Below are 16857 nucleotides of genomic sequence, written 5' to 3'. Positions count from 1 at the left end.
TAGTAGCTCGTCACAGTGATTTTGACTCTTTGGGTATGCCTGGATAGGCGCGCCCCAGTTTGGTGCGAGCTTTGTCCGTTGTGAACATCCAGTTGATACGGGCGCGAGTTTTGTTTCGCTGCCGCTCCCATGCTGCGATCTCGTTTCTAAGGCGTTTTGGATCGTCGATCCGGCGGCCGAGACACTGCCCTTGGAGCACGCCGATCTCGATCTCGACCATATTGAGCCAACTGGCGTGTTTCGGGGTGTAGTGGAACTCGAGGCGGCGCAGGATGCGGCGGGCCTCGGCGGGGGCAAAGGCCTGGTAGAGGGCGCCGGGGGCATGGATCGACAGATTGTCCTGCACGACACGGATGCAGGCGGCCTTGGGGTAATGGACATCGACGAGTTCGCGCATGCAGTGAGCATAATCCACGGCGGTGCGCCGTTCGGTGACTTTGACGTTACGCCAGGCCCGATGCGGATCGAGGGCGACAAAGAGATTGACGGTGCCGTTGCGGCGGTACTCGTAATCGTAACGCTCGCGCTTTCCCGGCTCGGGTGGGATCGGCTGGCGCACTTCGCCGATGAGCTGGACGGGGGTTTCGTCGAAGCAGACCAGCGGCCGCTCGGGATCAGGCGCTTCAGCGTAGAGATCGAGCACATCTTCCATGCGGGCGACGTATTCGCCATCGACATGGGGAATGCACCACATGTCCCTGCGCCACGGCTTGAGGTCATTATCGGCCAGCCGGCGGCGCACGGTCTCGCCCGACAGGCTGTCATGATCGGTGAGCTTGACCATCACGTCGGCCAGCAGCGCCAGCGTCCAGCGCCTCCGGCCAGCGGGCGGCTTGGCGCATGCGGTCGCCACCAGCAGGGCTTCCTCCTTGCCGGTCAGCTTGCGCTCCGCACCGGGACGCGGCTCCTCACTCAAGGCCCGATCGAGATTGCCTTCCACCAAGCGGCGTTTGGTCCGATAGACGGTGGAGGCGCTTACTCTGACGGTCCGGACAATCTCCTCGTCGCGGCTGCCGATGTCGGCCGCCAGCAAAATCTGGGCCCGCTTGAGTTTGCGAGCGGCATGCTTGCCGCCGCTCAGCATCGCCGTCAGTTCCTCTCGCTCGGCTTGGCTCAATTCAACCCGGTACCGTACATTCATCGTTCGCCTCCCTGTCGGAGGCTCCGGACGAATCGATCCATGAGTCAAAAATCAGGCGCACGCTTTACCGAGAAGCAGGGCCATTATCTGGCTTTCATCTATACCTACTCGCACATGTTCGGACGGCCCCCCGCCGAAGCCGACATGCAGCGTCACTTCGGTGTTAGCCCGCCCTCAGTCCATCAGATGATCGTCACGCTCGAACGTAACGGCCTCATTCGCCGTCGAGCCGATATCCCCAGAAGCATCGAAATCCTCGTGCCGCCAGAGAACTTGCCGATCCTAAGCTGGCTCGGTATCAAACCGTCAAAATCACTGTGACGAGCCACTAGTGCTTTCGCGGGGACGACACTGAGTGGGTGGCTCGACCGTTGAGTCATACGCCCGCATTCTCGTGACATCGTTTTGTCCGAGCTTGGCCGCCGCTATGGAGGGCGGTCGGATGGAAGCCGGTAGCGCCACGTTTCGCCGGCGAGAACCCCGCGCTGCCGACGCACAACGGAGGGCCATTCGGAGCGAACCACGCTGAGGACCGCAGCATCGGCGGACGGCTCTTCATCGGCAGCGAAATATGCGCGAAGCCTGCCTTCGCGGCGGAAACCGAGGTCGGCGTAGAGATCAAGCACGTGCCTCAGGCGCCAGTCCAGATGCACCTCGGCCCGCTCGACCATGAGCACTTCGAACGCATACCGCGTCATCAGATGCGCAACGTGACTGACGAGCACGGCCTCGTCCAGTCGTCCGATGCTCCAGATTGGAGCGAACGTAGCCCGCTTCTCGTGCCGGTCGATCGTGCCGAACCCGGACACGCCGAGCAGGTCTCCCGATCCCGCGGCCTCGATTGCGAACGCGGCCGCGGTGTCGACCTGGTCCCGTGCCGCCGCCGGGCGTGCGGCATTCGGCCGATCCGATGTGCCGCGATCGAGCCGCCGCAGCATCGCTGCCTCGCGAAGCTGCTGTGCGCGCGAAGACTCCGGGCCGGTGATCCTGGTCAACAGGATGCGGTCGGTGGCGAAGCCTGCATGGTTGCTCGACGGGTACATGCCGTATTGACGCACCCGATGCGCATGCCGTCAAATGACCGGAAAGCCAGTTCATATGCAAATTAGTCATGCCCTTGAATCCAAGACATGTTGACCTGTTTCGAGAGGTCGTGCGCCACAACGGAATCACCAAGGCCGCCTTGAGCCTTCGGGTGGGACAGCCTTTCATCAGCCGCGCGATCGCACGTCTCGAGCGCGAGATCGGCTTTGCGTTGTTCGAACGCGGGCGAGGCGGCGTCACGCTGACTCCGGAAGGCGAGATATTCCTGCGCGAGGTCGAGAGAAACCAGGCCGGCCTCGAGTATCTGGCGCGCGCCGCGCGCGGCATTCGCGAGCGCGGCAGCGGGACGCTCAGGATCGCATGTCTTCCGGCGTTCACCTATTCCTTGATGCCGCAGATCGTCAGCAGCTTCCTGAGGAAGAATCCCGACATCGTCGTATCGGTGGCCGTCCACAGCCCCGAGCGCGTCTGGAGCCTGGTGGCCTCGGGACAATGCGACGTCGGGCTGGCGCGGCCGCAGGCGGGGTTTGCCGCGGTCGACGACGAGCTCCTCATGACAACGGAGGCGGTCTGCGTCCTGCCCCGCCAGCACCGGTTACGCTCGAAGCGATCCATCGCAGCGCAAGATCTGCGGGGAGAGCCCATGATCGCAGCTTCCCCGAGCGCACCGCATCGATCCCGCTTTGAGCGCGTCCTCGATGAGGCCAAGGTCGAGATCAAGACGGTCGCGGAGATCCAGTACAGCATGCAGCGTTGTGCCCTGGTTGCGCAGGGACTGGGTTTCTCCATCGTCGACCCGATCGTGGCCCGGGATTTTGCAAGCTCCAAAATTGTACTCAAGCCGTTCGTGCCACGGCTGGAGATCGCCACCATGTTGCTGCTTCCTTCGCAGCGGCCGCGAAGCCGTCTCGCACTTCAATTCTGCGATCTGCTGCGCGCCGAAACCGCGCAGTACAGGAAGTCCGCGCGCGTGCAGGCTTGAGCACCGGCCGCCGAACTCGCCAAGCTCAACGGACAGACCGGCACGCTCGGTGATCTCGCGACGATGGCGCTGCCGAACGGCGCGCAGGTGGTGCTGATTCCGTTAGGCAACGCCTGCGTCGCCGTGACCGCGCTGCGGGTCGCCGGGTAACGCTGCCGCTCAACCCGGTCGACCCTTGTCGGCCTCTTGCCGGCGCCAGTCAGCTCGGCTGGCCGCGCCGGGTTGCTCTGGCCGATCTCACCAATGACGCCAGCGCGGATAGCCGCCGCGATAATAGGCGTATGCCGGCCGCACCACGTGACGATAGCGGTAGCCGTAATAGGCCGGCCGGTATCCGCTATAATATGTCGTCGTGTAGCCGCCGCCCCAACGATACGGCGCAGCGTAATAGCCGTCGTCATAGGCATAGCTGCCGTAATAGGCGGGCGAATAGCCATAACCGTAGCCGTAGCCGTAGCCGGGGTAGCCGTAACCATAGGAATAGCCGGGATAGCCGTAGGCTGACGAGGCGAGGCCGCCGACGACTGCGCCGGCAATCAATCCGCCCGCGACCGCCGGACCCCACCCCCACCCTCCGTGTCCCCACCGTGCTTCGGCGGGCGCCGGGGCCGCGATGGCGCTCACCCCAAGCGTACCGACGGTTGCAAGAACAAGCCCTGTTTTCCGCATGTGATCCTCCTCGATGATGATGCCCAGCCGGTCAACGGAGGAGAGTGGCATTGGTTGCGAATGGCCGCGCGCCTGCAAGGGATCCGGGCCCGGCGGCGAGGTGGGCGCAGTGGTGCTGCCGTTGACGGCGAAGCAAATGTTCAAAGCCGAACGGAGCCTGTTTCGATCCACCGCCAGTCGCAGCGGACGATGATCCGCGTGAGCTCGCTGAGCATCGTCATGACGACGAACGCACACTTCGATTGAAAACGGGAAAGCGTGGCCATCGGTTCCTGAAGCGTGACCAGACATCAGGCCGCTGGCTCAAGATGAACTCAAGATGAACGTGTGGTGTTCCCTTGGCGCGAAATGTCGCGTCGCGGCGGTGTCTAGGAACGGTGCGGGCGGCGCCGCTGTTTTCTCAGAGTTCACCGGCGAGACGCGCGTACCGTTGCGTCGCGTCGCTCGCCGGCTTTGTTGGAACGCGGCCCCGGCGCGGAGCGTGCCAGCCATCGGCGCCAGCTTCGCGATCCGGATAGCCGCCAAACTGCAGGAGGAATCGGTAATGCAGAGCAAGATGATGAAGAGCAAATTTCTGCTGACGACGGCCGTGCTGTTGGCAGGCGTCAGCCTCGCATCGGCGCAGGGCATGCGCGAGGGTGGCGGGGGCGGCATGGGTGGTGGCGGCCCGGGCGGCGGCGGAAGCGTCGGTGCGGGCGGTGGCGGCGGTGGTGAACACGGCCGCTCCGCAGGCTCGTCGGCCGGCAGTTCCGGCGGCGCAATGCATGGCAGTCCCGGGGCATCGCGAAGCGAAGGCATGACGGTCGGTCGCGGCCAGGGCGGCGCACGAGAAACCGGCAGGGCTGAAGGACAGATGGGCCGCGGTGCCGCCGAGCGCAGCCAGACCACCGGCCAGGCCCGCGAGAGCGGCCGCGCCGAGCAGGGTCAGCGCAGCCAGAGCAAGCAAGAGCAGACCGTCGGCCAGGGCCGAGACCAGCGCGAGCAGATGGGGCGATCTGAATCCCGCGAACGCGGCAGCGCCACGACGCGGCAAAGCCAGCAGCAGCAGGAGAATCGCGCCAACACCGCGAACCGCGGCCAGGGCACCACGACCGGCCAGGGGACGGCTCAGGACAAGGCTCAAGGCAAGACTCAAGGCAAGCCGGGCATGACGACCGGCCAGAGCACGACCACGGGCCAGGCAAAGGGCGCGAACACGACCACCGGCCAGGGCACAACGGCAGCCCCGAATACGCGAGCCGGCCAGACCACGGGCGCGGCCGCTCCGCAGTCCGGTACGACGCAAAACCGGATGAACTCCGGACAGACCACCGGTCAGGCTCAGGGACAAGCCGGGACAACCGCTCAGACCCAGGCGCAGTCGAACGCCACGGTCCAGACCGAGGCCGGGCGCACCGTGACCGCGCAGCAGCAGAGCACGATCCAGCGCTCGGTGCTGTCGGCGCGTAACGCACCGCGTGTCAATGTCAGTACGATCAACTTCGCGGTCAATCCGGGCGTGGTGGTGCCGCGGAGGTTCAACGCGGTGTCGGTTGCCGCCTTCCCGGCGCTGATCGATGCGTTCCCGTATTATCGCGACGACAGCTTCTTCGTCGTCGAGGATGAAGTCGTGTTCCTCGATCGCGAGCGCCGTGTCGTCGACGTCGTCCCGGTCGGACCGCGGACGCGCTTCAGCCATCGCGGCGGTGGCGGTGGTGGCGGTAGCGTTGCGATGATGGACCTGAACCCGCAGCAGATCCGCGAGGTGCAGCAGGTGCTGATCGACCGCGGCCTGCTGGTCGGCGAGGCTGACGGTGTATTGGGATCGCGGACCCGCGAGGCGCTGATCACCTTCCAGCGTCAGGAGGGCATCACGACCAGCGGCAGCGTCGACACGCGCACGGTGACCGCACTCGGCCTGTCGGATCGGATCGGTCAGGGCGCGGGCGCATCGTCGACGGTCGGCCAGAGCCGCACCCAGCAGAACACGACTGGACAGACGACCGGTCAGACCAACGCGCCGCAGAACCAGTCGACCGGCCAGACCGGCACTCAGCAGCCTGCCCAGCAGAACACGACCGGGCAGACCACGGGTCAGGCGAACTCGCCGCAGAACCAGTCGACAACCGGCCAGAGCGGAAATCAGCCGTCCGCTCAGCAGCAGGCCCCGCAGCAGAATACGACGGGCCAGGCTGCACCGCAGAACCAGTCGACCGTCGGTCAGGGTAGCGGCAATCAGTCAAATGCCGGCCGGGACACGCAGTCCAGCCAGCCCAACCAGAACAACAACCCGCCGTCGTCAGGCTCAGGCCAGAGCCCGCAGACGCCGGCGCAAAACTCCGATCGGAAATAGGATCTCTGTGCAGGAGCCCCGCTGCAGAGCGGGGCTCCTTTTTTTGGTGTGCCGAGCATGTTCGACAGCTTGGAGGTGGAAGTCCTTTACCCAGCCTGATGGCGGCGAAGGGTTAGCGAAGCGCAAGGGCGTCATCGCGAGGTGGGGTCTGAAGGAAGCGTGGAGCAAACCTGCGGCCCGATGGACAAAAACCGGATAACGAGGCCTACCCAACCGGACGAGCGAGCCAATGATCGCAAAGTCCACAGTCATCAAGGGTTGGGGTGGTAAATCCGGCGGGCGTGCAGGGAAGGCGGTCGAACTTACCTCGGGAGATCTTCGGCGTGTCCGGGCGACCGGACTGAGCGGGCCGCAAGGTCCGTGATCGCGACGGAGAAGTCAGCAGACGGCATAGTAGGCGGAACGAGTTTCGCTGAAGGCCCGAACGCTGGAAAGACGTTTGGATGTGGAAGCCTCGAGCCGGCCATGCGGCTGAAATCCAGGTCACTGGCCTTTGGAGCGGCGGGAAAGGGTGAAGCCCGGACGGCGCCGCTCAAAGGGGCCGAAGCCGACACGACGGAGACCACTATCTGAGCCTCTGGCGCGGACGCAAAACAAACCGTTCGCGCTTAATCCGGTGAACCGCCGTATACGGACCCGTATGTACGGTGGTGTGGGAGGGGAGAGTCGCGAGACTCCCCCTATCCCGATCGATCTTGCGATCAGTCTTTTAGTTCGGAATTCGGCACCAGGCCGAACCGGCCGTGCAATCCGCGCCAGAGGCCGGCGCACAGAACGCTCAGAAGCTTGCGCATCGAACTCCCTCGACATCAGCCATCGTGCGATCCTGCTGATGCCGGTGGCGAAAGGACAGAGCCAATTCTGAGCAGATCTGCGCAATCTTTAAGCAAGACACTGTCGTGGCCGCGCCGCGCGCGCGGAAAAATCTCATGAGATTCAATTGCCGGCCCGCTGGCACGCCTCGTGCATCAATGGCGTCGAGTTGGCCGCTAGGGTTCCGATCTTGCGAAGCAAGGTGCTGGTCCGAGAGCAGCCGCTTGCGGGGGAGACATCCCCGCAGGTGCACGGCGGGATAAAAGCCCGGGAGACCTCGTCAGCCAAGGGATTGGCGGAGCGATGGTCTTTTCGCCAGTCCCTTTTTGTGAAATTTCGCAAGAGGGATCGGCAATGAACAAATTCGTTTTCTTCCTTCGCTCTGTTGTCATCGGCTGCGCGGTCGTGCTGGCGGCTGCGCCTGCGGCCGACGCCGCGCCGAAGAAAAGCTTCAAGGTCGCCTGGTCGATCTATGTCGGATGGATGCCGTGGGGCTATGCGGCCGACACCGGCATCGTCAAGAAATGGGCCGACAAATACGGCATCGCGATCGAGGTCAAGCAGTTCAACGACTACGTCGAATCGATCAACCAGTACACCGCCGGCGGCTATGACGCCGTCACCATCACCAACATGGACGCACTGTCGATTCCGGCAGCCGGCGGCGTCGACACCACCGCGGTCGTGATGGGCGATTTCTCCAACGGCAACGACGCGGTGATCCTGAAGAACAAGTCTGATCTCGCCGCGATCAAGGGTCAGACCGTCAATCTGGTCGAGTTCTCGGTGTCGCATTATCTGCTGGCGCGCGCGCTCGAGACCAGCAAGCTGAGCGAGAAGGACGTCAAGGTCATCAACACCTCCGACGCCGATATCGCGGCCGCCTACAAGACGCCTGACGTCAGCGCGGTGGTGACCTGGAATCCGATCGTAACCGAAATCCTCGGCTCGCCCGATGCGAAGAAGGTGTTCGATTCCTCGCAGATCCCCGGCGAGATCATGGACCTGATGGTGGTGAACACCGCAGTCGCCAAGGACAATCCGGATTTCGCCAAGGCGCTGGTCGGCATCTGGTACGAGACGCTGTCCAAGATGACGGCGAACGATGCCGCGGCGAAGGCCGCCAAGGAGGCGATGGCCAAGGCCTCCGGCACCGACCTCGCCGGCTTCGACAGCCAGCTCTCGACCACAAAACTGTTCGACAAGGCAACCGACGCCGAAGCCTTCACGCGCAGCCAGACCGTCGGCGCGACCATGGATCGCGTGCGCAAGTTCCTGTTCGAGAAGGACCTGCTCGGCAAGGGCGCGAAGTCGGCCGACGCCGTCGGCATCGAGCTCGCCGACAAATCGGTGCTGGGCGACAAGTCGAACGTCAAGCTGCGCTTCGACCCGACCTACATGGACGAGGCCGCCAAGGGCAAGCTCTGACGCCAAGCTCTGACGCGCAGCGCGTCGCCCCAAGCAGGAGCTGCCCATGCGACTTGTGAACATACGGCCGGGACGGCAGACGCGATTCTATCTGCTCGCGCTGCCGTTCGTATTGGTCGCAATCGCCTACTTCGCCGGCTCCAGCGCGCGGCTCGCGCAGAACCCGAACGACAAGCTGCTGCCGGCGCTGCCGAGCATGGTGCAGGCCGTCAAGCAGATGGCGTTCGAGGTCGACCCGCGCACCGGCGGCTATCTGATGGCCTCCGACACCGTCGCCAGCCTGGGGCGACTGGGCTCGGCGCTGGCGATCTCGACGGCGGCTGCGCTGGTGCTCGGGATCGTGATCGGGCTGTTGCCGGGCGCCAACGCCCTGCTCGGGCCGTTCGTGTCTGTCACCTCGATGGTGCCGCCGCTGGCGCTGTTGCCGATCCTGTTCATCGTGATGGGGCTCGGGGAGAATTCCAAGATTGCGCTGATCGTGATCGGGACGCTGCCTTGCATGATCCGCGATCTCGCCATGAAGGTGCAGGAGCTGCCGCGCGAGCAGATCGTCAAGGCACAGACGCTCGGCGCCTCGACTTGGCAGATCGCGCTGCGCGTCGCGATGCCGCAAACCCTGCCGCGGCTGATCGACGTGCTGCGCCTGCAGCTCGGGCCGGCGTGGCTGTTCCTGATCGCGGCGGAGGCGATCGCCTCCGATTCCGGGCTCGGCTACCGGATCTTCCTGGTGCGCCGCTATCTCGCGATGGACGTCATCATTCCCTACGTCGCCTGGATCACGCTGCTGGCGTTCCTGATCGATGTCGGCCTACGCGTCACGCAGCGAAAACTGTTTCCCTGGTTTGCCTCGGTGAGGGCGGAATGAGCGCGATCCGCTTCGACGACGTCTGGAAGGAATATGGCGACCACATCGTGCTCGAGCGCATCACGATGGAGGTCGAGCCGCGCGCCTTCATTGCGCTGGTCGGCCCGTCCGGCTGCGGCAAGACCACGCTGCTGCGTATGCTGCTCGGCGAGGAGCAGCCGACCCGCGGCCAGATCCTGGTCGACGGCAAGCCGTTGCCTGGCGAGCCGGACGCTGACCGCGGCGTGGTGTTCCAGCGCTACTCGGTGTTTCCGCATCTGACGGTTTTGCAGAACGTCATGCTCGGGCGCGAACTGCGCGACGCCAAATTCACCGGCCGGCTGTTCGGCGCCGCGCGCCGCGCCGCCGCCGACGAAGCGATGAAGCTGCTCGCCGAGGTCGGGCTCGCCGGCCAGGAGAGCAAATATCCGTCGGCGCTGTCGGGCGGCATGCAGCAGCGGCTCGCGCTGGCACAGGCGATCATGCGCGGCCCGAAGATCCTGCTGCTCGACGAGCCGTTCGGTGCGCTCGATCCCGGAATCCGCGCCGACATTCACCTCCTGATGAAGCGGCTCTGGAACGAGACCCATCTGACGGTCGTGATGGTGACGCATGACCTCAGCGAGGCCTTCGGACTCGCGACGCGCGTGATCGCGCTGGAGCGGCAGCGCAACCGCCCCGAGGAGCGCGAGCGCTACGGCGCCACGGTGTCGCGCGACCTCGAGATCTTTCCGCGCCGCAGTGCGGAGCTGCGGTCGTCAGTTCAACCAGCTCCGACCGGGACGACCCGGTCAGGCAAGGAGCATCAGCCGGGACGGCCCGGCGCTCTCGTCTTGAAGGAGCAACCATGATCCTGTCAGAGGAACAAAAGGCCGAGATCGCGGCGCATACCCGGCGGTATAACGAGCTGAAGGCGGCGGGGCAGGAGCACGCGCCGCGGGCACTGCCGGCGCCGACTGCGCGCGACGCCGCGTCGATCGATGCCGACACGGTCATTCACCGCGAGACGATCCCATCCGGCTGGTACTGGACCACGCGGCTGAATCGCGGCGACACGCTGCGCATCGTCAACACGTCGGGGACGTCGACCGTCAGCCTGCTCGCCTGGAACAGTGCCGACACAACCGAGCGGCTCAACCACGCCGACACCATCAAGGTGCAGTGGGCGGCGCGGTTGCAGAAGGGGCGGGTGCTGTTGTCCGACATGGGGCGCGCGCTGCTCGGGATCACCGAGGACAGCAGCGCTGCACATGATGCCGTGGTCGGCGGCTCGACCGCGGCGACCAACGTGGCCAAATACGGCGATGGGAATTTCCGCAACACGCGCGACAATTTCATTCTCGCCGCAGCCAAGCTTGGCCTTGATCGCCGCGACGTGCATCCCTGCGTCAGCTTCTTCGCACCGGTCGCGATCGACGCCGACGGCAAGTTTGTCTGGTCGGAGCAGCGGCGGCAGCAGGGCGATTTCGTCGATCTGCGCGCGGAGATGGAGCTTCTGATCGCGCTGTCGAACTGCCCGCATCCGCTCGATCCCGCGAAAGCCTATCCGCAGGCGAGCGTGGAGATCGTGCGCTACCGCGCGGCCGCGCCGGCGGCCGACGATCTGTGCCGGACTGCGACCGCGGAAGCGGCCCGCGCCTACGAGAACAATGCGCTGTATCTCGGCGAAGCCCTGGAAGGAGCCGTGCGATGACCATGCAACCTGTTCGCACCGCCGGCCGCATCGTTCTCGATGTCGAAATTCCCGCGCGCAAGCCGTGGTCGGCGATCATCCGCAAGGGGCAGACGCTGCGGATCACCGATAGCCATGGCCAGCAGGCGGTCGACACGCTGTTCTATTGCGCCAGTGATTTCGGCGAGCGCTACAGCGGCCAGGATACCCTGCGCGCGCAGGGCTCGGCCTATGTCGGGCTGGGCACCAGGATCATGTCCAACGAAGGCCGCGTGATGCTGCGTGTGACGGCCGACAGCTGCGGCCTGCACGACACCTCGGCGGGCGCCTGCTCGTGCGAAAGCAACACCGTGCGGTTCGGGCACCAGACCCGCTACCAGCACGCCTGCCGCGAGAATTTCGTGATCGAGGCCGCGAAATACGGCATGTCGAAGCGCGACATCGTGCCGAATCTCAACTTCTTCATGAACGTGCCGATCGATCCCGCCGGCAATTTCACCGTGGTCGATGGCGTCTCCAAGCCGGGCGACGCCATCGAGCTGGTCGCCGAGATGGACGTGCTGTGCCTGATCTCGAACTGTCCGCAGATCAACAACCCCTGCAACGGATTCTTTCCGACGCCGGTTCAGGTGACGATCTTCGAGCCGGAGGCGTGAGGCATGTTCAGCAAGGTCCTGATTGCCAACCGCGGCGAGATCGCCGGGCGGATCGGCAGAACATTGCGTCGCATGGGCATCTCTTCGGTCGCGGTCTATTCCGACGCCGACCGTTTCACCCGGCCGGTGCTCGACGCCGACGAGGCGGTGCGGATCGGTCCTGCGCCCGCCGCGGAGAGCTACCTCAATGTCGATGCGATCATGGCGGCGTGCCTTGCCACCGGCGCGCAGGCGGTGCATCCCGGCTACGGCTTCCTGTCGGAGAACCGCCGCTTTTCCGAGCGGCTCGCCGGGCACGGCATCAAATTCATCGGGCCGCGGCCTGAGCATCTCGACGCCTTCGGTCTCAAGCACAAGGCGCGGGAGATCGCCGAGCGCAGCGGCGTGCCGCTGCTGCCGGGCTCGGGCCTGCTGGAGACCATCGACGAGGCGGTGCAGCAGGCCGAAACGATCGGCTTCCCGGTGATGCTGAAGAGCACGGCGGGCGGCGGCGGCATCGGGATGCAGCTGTGCCACGACATGGCGACACTGCGCGAGCGCTTCGAATCAGTGCAGCGCACGGCGCGGGCCAGCTTCGGCGATGCCCGGGTCTATCTCGAGCGGTTCGTCGCCAGTGCCCGCCATATCGAGGTGCAGATCTTCGGCAACGGCAAGGGCGGCGTGGTGGCCCTCGGCGAACGCGATTGCTCGCTGCAGCGGCGCAACCAGAAGGTCTTTGAGGAGACGCCCGCGCCGGGGCTGTCCGCCGACATCCGCCGGCGGCTGCATGCGGCCGCGGTGTCGCTCGGCAAGGCCGTGTCTTATGAATCTGCCGGCACGGTGGAGTTCATCTACGACGTCGAGCGCGACGATTTCTATTTCCTCGAGGTGAACACCCGCCTGCAGGTCGAGCATCCCGTCACCGAGCAGGTCACCGGCGTCGACCTCGTCGAATGGATGATCCGGCAGGCGGCCGGCGAGGACGTGCTCGGCCAGGCGGGCGCGCTCACGCCAAAGGGAGCTGCGATCGAGGTGCGGCTCTATGCCGAGAATCCGGGCGCGGGCTTTCGCCCGAGCGCGGGCCGCCTGACGCAGGTCAGCTTTTCGCCGGATGCGCGGATCGACGGCTGGATCGAGACCGGCACCGAGGTGTCGCCGTTCTACGATCCGATGCTGGCCAAGATCATCGTTTCAGCCGAGACGCGCGAGGCCGCGATCGCCCGGCTTTCGAAAGCGCTGGACGATACGGTCGTCGCCGGCATCGAGACCAATCTCGACTATTTGCGCGCGATTGCGGCGTCCGACGTGTTCCGCAGCGGGCAGGTGGCGACGAGTGTGCTTGGCGAATTCGGCTATCGCCCCGGCACCATCGACGTTGTCGCGCCGGGCGCGCAGAGCGGGGTGCAGGAATTGCCCGGCCGGCTGCATCTCTGGCATGTCGGCGTGCCGCCGAGCGGCCCGATGGACGAACGGTCGTTTCGCCTCGCCAATCGTCTGGTCGGCAATCCGGAGACGACGACCGCACTGGAGCTGACGGTCAACGGGCCGACCTTGCGCTTCAACACCGATGCGATCGTCGCGCTGTCGGGCGCGCAGATGAAGGCATCGCTCGACGGCGCTGATGTCGCCTACGATGAGCCGCTCGCCGTGCGCGCCGGCCAGACGCTCGCGATCGGCAGCATCAAGGGCCCTGGGCAGCGCACCTACCTCGCCGTGCGCGGCGGCATCGACGTGCCCGAAATTCTCGGATCGCGTGCTGTGTTTGCGCTCGGCGCCTTCGGCGGCCATGCGACGGGATCGCTGAAGGCCGGCGACGTCTTGCATATCGATGCCGAGCCATCGGGCCTTGCGGCGCCGCGGCGCGCCACGGAACACGAGCGGCCGCAACTCACATCGGCGTGGCAGATCGGCGTCGTCTACGGCCCGCACGGCGCGCCGGATTTCTTCCACGACGAGGATATCGAGACGCTGTTCGCGGCGAGCTACGAGGTGCATTTCAACAGCGCCCGCACCGGCGTGCGGCTGATCGGGCCGAAGCCGCGCTGGGCGCGCGCCGACGGCGGCGAGGCCGGGCTGCATCCGTCGAACATCCATGACAACGCCTATGCGGTCGGCTCGATCGACTTCACCGGCGACATGCCGATCATTCTCGGGCCCGACGGACCGAGCCTCGGCGGCTTCGTCTGTCCGGCCGTGGTCGCTCGTGACGAGCTATGGAAGGTCGGCCAGCTCCGGCCGGGCGACACCGTCCGCTTCGTGCCGGTCAAACGCGACGATCCGGTGGCCGGCCCCACGGTGCTGCGCGCGCCTGAGCTCGGATCGGCGATCGTCGGTCGGAATGACGACGGCCCGATTCCGGTGGTCTATCGCCGCGCCGGCGACGACAATCTGCTGGTCGAGTATGGCCCGATGGAGCTCGACATCGCGCTGCGGCTGCGCGTGCATGTGCTGGCGCAGGCGCTGGAAGAGGCGAAGCTCAGTGGCCTGATCGATCTGACGCCCGGCATCCGCTCGCTGCAGATCCATTATGACGGCACCGCGTTGTCGCGAACGAAGCTGCTCGACGTGCTCAGGCGGATCGAGCGCGAATTGCCGCCGGTCGACGCGATGCGGGTGCCGAGCCGCACCGTGCATCTGCCGCTGTCGTGGCGCGATCCGGAGGCCGAGCTTGCGATGCGCAAATATCAGGAGTTGGTGCGCGCCGATGCGCCATGGTGTCCGTCGAATGTCGAGTTCATCCGGCGCATCAACGGACTTGCGAGCGAGGACGATGTCCGCCGCATCGTGTTCGACGCGGATTATTTCGTGCTCGGCCTCGGCGACGTCTATCTCGGCGCGCCGGTGGCGACGCCGCTCGACCCGCGGCATCGGCTGGTGACCACGAAGTACAACCCGGCGCGGACCTGGACGCCGGAGAACGCGGTCGGCATCGGCGGCGCCTATATGTGCATCTACGGCATGGAAGGGCCGGGCGGCTACCAGCTGTTCGGCCGTACCATCCAGGTCTGGAACACCTGGCGCACCACGCGGGTGTTCGAGCCGGGCCATCCCTGGCTGCTGCGGTTCTTCGACAAGATCCGCTTCTTCCCGGTCGACGCCGATGAACTCCTCGACGCCCGCGCCGCGTTCCCGCACGGGCAGTATGACATCAGGATCGAAGAGGGCGAGTTCTCCTACGCCGACTATGCCAGGACACTGGCCGACGCCAAGCCGTCAATCGCCGCGTTCAAGGCAACGCAGCAGGCCGCGTTCGACGCCGAGCGCCAGCGCTGGCGCGAGATGAAGCTCGACGAGGCGCCGGCTGAAACGATCGATGCGGCAGCCGCCGCGACGGGGATTCCCGACGGTCAGATTGGCGCGTTCTCCGAAGTGCCCGGCAACATCTGGAAGGTGCTGGTCGAGGAAGGCGCCAAGGTCGCGGCCGGCGACGTGCTGGCCATCATCGAGTCCATGAAGATGGAGATCTCCGTGCACGCACCCGCGGCGGGCCGCATCGCCTCGGTGCCGGTGAAGCCCGGCCAGACGCTGCGCGCGGGCGACGTGGTGGCGTTGCTCCGGCCGGGCTAGCGCGGCTACAGCCGCGCTTAGTCCTTGGGATCGGCCGGTGGGACGAGCGGAGTGGGCGTCTCGACTTCTTTCTCCACCCGCTGCCGGCCTTGATGATCAATTGACGCGTTTTGCCTTAACATCCGATCGATCTTCATCCTCACGCGGCGTGCCGCCAGCAATCCCAGGACCGCCTGAACCGTTCCCGAGAAGTTGCGATCGCCGATGGAGAACGAGTAACGCCAGGTGCCGGCGGTCTCGCCTTCAATGATCGTGTAATGAATTGAACGATGAATGCCGCTATGCTGGGCAGGTGTTTGTCCAACCACGACCTAGCTCATATGGCTGTTCGCTTGGGCACCAATCGCCTGTCCCAGCGAATTTGCATGCTTGACCAAGCCCATGACGCGTTCGCCCCTGCGCAGGCCCATTGGAAGCTGACTGCCGTCGTTTCAAGGCAGAAATGGAGTGGCCGCGGAGCAATCGGCTAGACGATTTGCTCCCGTTGCGTCTTGTGATCCTGGGTCGTTAAATTGCGAGATGGTGTCAGACCGGATGCCTCGTACCCATGAGCTCGTTTGACATAGGTCAAAATACGATCCCGGAAGCTCCCGACGTTGAGCCACGAACACAGTTCGGTGCCGAATGAAAGCCGCCACACGCGTTGCTAGCGCCTTGCCGTCGATACCGAGCTCTGCCGGGGGAATCGCGCGTCTCGCATGTGCCCGGCTGCGCGATGCGCAGGTTGATCCGGTCCCGATCGTGTCAGCTGCAGGCCTGGAAATCGACGACGTCGAGGACCACAAGCGCCGCATCGATGCACGAGCGCAGGTCAGGCTGCTCGAACTCGCCGCAAGGGAATTGCAGGACGACTGCTTCGGACTCCATCTGGCTCAAGGCTTCGAGCTGGGCGAGATCGGGCTTCTGTACTACGTCATGGCTTCATCGGAGCATCTCGTTGACGCCTTGCAAATCGGCGGACGCTACTGCGCGATCAACAACGAGGGTGTGCGGTTGCGAAGCTCTCTGGATCGCGGCTTCGCCATCGGGTTCGAATATGTCAACATCGATCGGTCGTCGGATCGTCACCATGCGGAATTCTGGCTGGTTGCGCTGATCCGTATTTGCCGCGCACTGACTGACGGCAGGCTGGTCCCAAAGCAAATCAAGTTGAAGCACTCCAGACGAGAAACGCCGTCGGATGTGCGATCTCTTCTTGGATGCGAGATCGAATTTGCAGCGGACAGCGACGAGCTTTTGTTTCCGTCCCGGATCGGCGCATTGCCTGTCGTGGGGGCCGATTTGCATCTCAACAGGATGTTGCTTCAATATGCCGACGAAGCGCTTCTTAACCGGGCACCGAGACGAAGCAGCGTGCAGTCACGCGTCGAAGGACACATCGCCCAGTTGCTTCCGCACGGCAAAGCCAATGCCGAGGCGGTCGCGCGTCGTCTTGGCATGAGCCGGAGAACTCTCGCTCGCGCATTGTCGTCGGAGGGGGTGGACTTCTCAGACGTTCTCAAGGCGTTTCGAATTGCCCTTGCCCGCCATTACCTCGAAGATGAGGAGCTGCCGATTTCCAAGATCGCATGGCTATTGGGCTACAGCGAGGTCTCTTCCTTCACGCATGCGTTCGTCCGCTGGACCGGCCTCACGCCGAGGGCCTATCGCAGCTCGAATGGCGATCGGTGATGGGCTGACACCAGCTCTCAACTAGCTGGCACAGACGAGCAAGACCTGGCGGAGCGTAC

The 16857-nt window shown here is 65.0% G+C and carries 14 protein-coding genes and 1 riboswitch; of the genes, 10 read left to right on the top strand and 4 right to left on the bottom strand.

The annotated features are described in order from the left end of the window. Positions 1–10: 10 nt before the first annotated feature. Positions 11–1141: an IS630 family transposase gene (locus ACVWZM_RS11950; protein WP_076829362.1), complete on the bottom strand. Its 1131-nt coding sequence runs from the start codon at positions 1139–1141 to the stop codon at positions 11–13. A gap of 39 nt (positions 1142–1180) precedes the next feature. Between ACVWZM_RS11950 and ACVWZM_RS11945 the strand changes: the two genes are divergently transcribed. Beyond that, positions 1181–1462 (top strand): LexA family protein, encoded by a 282-nt coding sequence (locus tag ACVWZM_RS11945; protein WP_076829365.1) that lies wholly within the window; start codon positions 1181–1183, stop codon positions 1460–1462. A 104-nt stretch (positions 1463–1566) separates the two neighbouring features. On the opposite strand, the gene ACVWZM_RS11940 is transcribed toward ACVWZM_RS11945, so the two are convergent. Continuing rightward, complete coding sequence (locus tag ACVWZM_RS11940; RefSeq protein WP_456853286.1) at positions 1567–2136, bottom strand: GNAT family N-acetyltransferase; 570 nt, start codon at positions 2134–2136, stop codon at positions 1567–1569. A gap of 116 nt (positions 2137–2252) precedes the next feature. Between ACVWZM_RS11940 and ACVWZM_RS11935 the strand changes: the two genes are divergently transcribed. Further along, positions 2253–3167, top strand: a complete 915-nt coding sequence (locus tag ACVWZM_RS11935; RefSeq protein ID WP_076827668.1) for a LysR substrate-binding domain-containing protein — start codon at positions 2253–2255, stop codon at positions 3165–3167. Positions 3168–3404: 237 nt separating this feature from the next. On the opposite strand, the gene ACVWZM_RS11930 is transcribed toward ACVWZM_RS11935, so the two are convergent. Beyond that, entirely contained in the window at positions 3405–3836 is a 432-nt protein-coding gene (locus tag ACVWZM_RS11930; protein WP_456853284.1) for a hypothetical protein, read from the bottom strand. A 544-nt stretch (positions 3837–4380) separates the two neighbouring features. On the opposite strand from ACVWZM_RS11930, the gene ACVWZM_RS11925 reads away from it, so the two are divergent. From ACVWZM_RS11925 to uca, 7 genes are all read left to right on the top strand, one after another. After that, positions 4381–6168, top strand: a complete 1788-nt coding sequence (locus tag ACVWZM_RS11925; protein WP_456853282.1) for a peptidoglycan-binding protein — start codon at positions 4381–4383, stop codon at positions 6166–6168. A gap of 978 nt (positions 6169–7146) precedes the next feature. Next, a riboswitch (guanidine-I (ykkC/yxkD leader) is annotated at positions 7147–7257 on the top strand. 78 nt (positions 7258–7335) lie between these two features. Further along, the gene (locus ACVWZM_RS11920; protein ID WP_057017922.1) at positions 7336–8409 is read left to right on the top strand and encodes a putative urea ABC transporter substrate-binding protein; all 1074 of its coding nucleotides are present in this window, start codon (positions 7336–7338) and stop codon (positions 8407–8409) included. Positions 8410–8455: 46 nt separating this feature from the next. After that, positions 8456–9274: an ABC transporter permease gene (locus ACVWZM_RS11915; RefSeq protein ID WP_076827666.1), complete on the top strand. Its 819-nt coding sequence runs from the start codon at positions 8456–8458 to the stop codon at positions 9272–9274. After that, on the top strand, positions 9271–10104 hold the full coding sequence (locus ACVWZM_RS11910; RefSeq protein ID WP_168858506.1) for an ABC transporter ATP-binding protein: 834 nt from the start codon (positions 9271–9273) through the stop codon (positions 10102–10104). The genes ACVWZM_RS11915 and ACVWZM_RS11910 overlap by 4 nt, the downstream gene beginning before the upstream one ends. Beyond that, positions 10101–10946, top strand: coding sequence for an urea amidolyase associated protein UAAP1 (locus ACVWZM_RS11905; RefSeq protein ID WP_253624940.1), 846 nt, complete (start codon positions 10101–10103; stop codon positions 10944–10946). Before ACVWZM_RS11910 ends, ACVWZM_RS11905 begins: the two co-directional genes overlap by 4 nt. Beyond that, entirely contained in the window at positions 10943–11581 is a 639-nt protein-coding gene (locus ACVWZM_RS11900) for an urea amidolyase associated protein UAAP2 (protein ID WP_156436278.1), read from the top strand. The genes ACVWZM_RS11905 and ACVWZM_RS11900 overlap by 4 nt, the downstream gene beginning before the upstream one ends. Positions 11582–11584: 3 nt before the next feature. Continuing rightward, complete coding sequence (gene uca, locus ACVWZM_RS11895) at positions 11585–15127, top strand: urea carboxylase (protein ID WP_456853279.1); 3543 nt, start codon at positions 11585–11587, stop codon at positions 15125–15127. A gap of 17 nt (positions 15128–15144) precedes the next feature. On the opposite strand, the gene ACVWZM_RS11890 is transcribed toward uca, so the two are convergent. Continuing rightward, positions 15145–15435 carry a hypothetical protein gene (locus ACVWZM_RS11890; RefSeq protein WP_057017917.1) on the bottom strand — a complete coding sequence of 97 codons (291 nt, stop codon included), beginning with the start codon at positions 15433–15435 and terminating at the stop codon, positions 15145–15147. 316 nt (positions 15436–15751) lie between these two features. Between ACVWZM_RS11890 and ACVWZM_RS11885 the strand changes: the two genes are divergently transcribed. Beyond that, positions 15752–16798 carry an AraC family transcriptional regulator gene (locus ACVWZM_RS11885; protein WP_229191778.1) on the top strand — a complete coding sequence of 349 codons (1047 nt, stop codon included), beginning with the start codon at positions 15752–15754 and terminating at the stop codon, positions 16796–16798. Positions 16799–16857: the final 59 nt, after the last annotated feature.

This window comes from Bradyrhizobium sp. USDA 4501, assembly GCF_054062115.1.
The sequence above is the reverse complement of the archived record's forward strand: the minus strand, read 5'-3'. Positions and strand labels throughout refer to the sequence as shown.

Excerpts from the sequence above, each read along its gene's own strand:
- ACVWZM_RS11950 (WP_076829362.1), bottom strand. The coding sequence starts at position 1,141 with ATGAATGTACGGTACCGGGTTGAATTGAGCCAAGCCGAGCGAGAGGAA.
- ACVWZM_RS11945 (WP_076829365.1), top strand. The coding sequence starts at position 1,181 with ATGAGTCAAAAATCAGGCGCACGCTTTACCGAGAAGCAGGGCCATTAT.
- ACVWZM_RS11935 (WP_076827668.1), top strand. The coding sequence starts at position 2,253 with ATGCCCTTGAATCCAAGACATGTTGACCTGTTTCGAGAGGTCGTGCGC.
- ACVWZM_RS11930 (WP_456853284.1), bottom strand. The coding sequence starts at position 3,836 with ATGCGGAAAACAGGGCTTGTTCTTGCAACCGTCGGTACGCTTGGGGTG.
- ACVWZM_RS11925 (WP_456853282.1), top strand. The coding sequence starts at position 4,381 with ATGCAGAGCAAGATGATGAAGAGCAAATTTCTGCTGACGACGGCCGTG.
- ACVWZM_RS11920 (WP_057017922.1), top strand. The coding sequence starts at position 7,336 with ATGAACAAATTCGTTTTCTTCCTTCGCTCTGTTGTCATCGGCTGCGCG.
- ACVWZM_RS11915 (WP_076827666.1), top strand. The coding sequence starts at position 8,456 with ATGCGACTTGTGAACATACGGCCGGGACGGCAGACGCGATTCTATCTG.
- ACVWZM_RS11910 (WP_168858506.1), top strand. The coding sequence starts at position 9,271 with ATGAGCGCGATCCGCTTCGACGACGTCTGGAAGGAATATGGCGACCAC.
- ACVWZM_RS11905 (WP_253624940.1), top strand. The coding sequence starts at position 10,101 with ATGATCCTGTCAGAGGAACAAAAGGCCGAGATCGCGGCGCATACCCGG.
- ACVWZM_RS11900 (WP_156436278.1), top strand. The coding sequence starts at position 10,943 with ATGACCATGCAACCTGTTCGCACCGCCGGCCGCATCGTTCTCGATGTC.
- uca (WP_456853279.1), top strand. The coding sequence starts at position 11,585 with ATGTTCAGCAAGGTCCTGATTGCCAACCGCGGCGAGATCGCCGGGCGG.
- ACVWZM_RS11885 (WP_229191778.1), top strand. The coding sequence starts at position 15,752 with ATGAAAGCCGCCACACGCGTTGCTAGCGCCTTGCCGTCGATACCGAGC.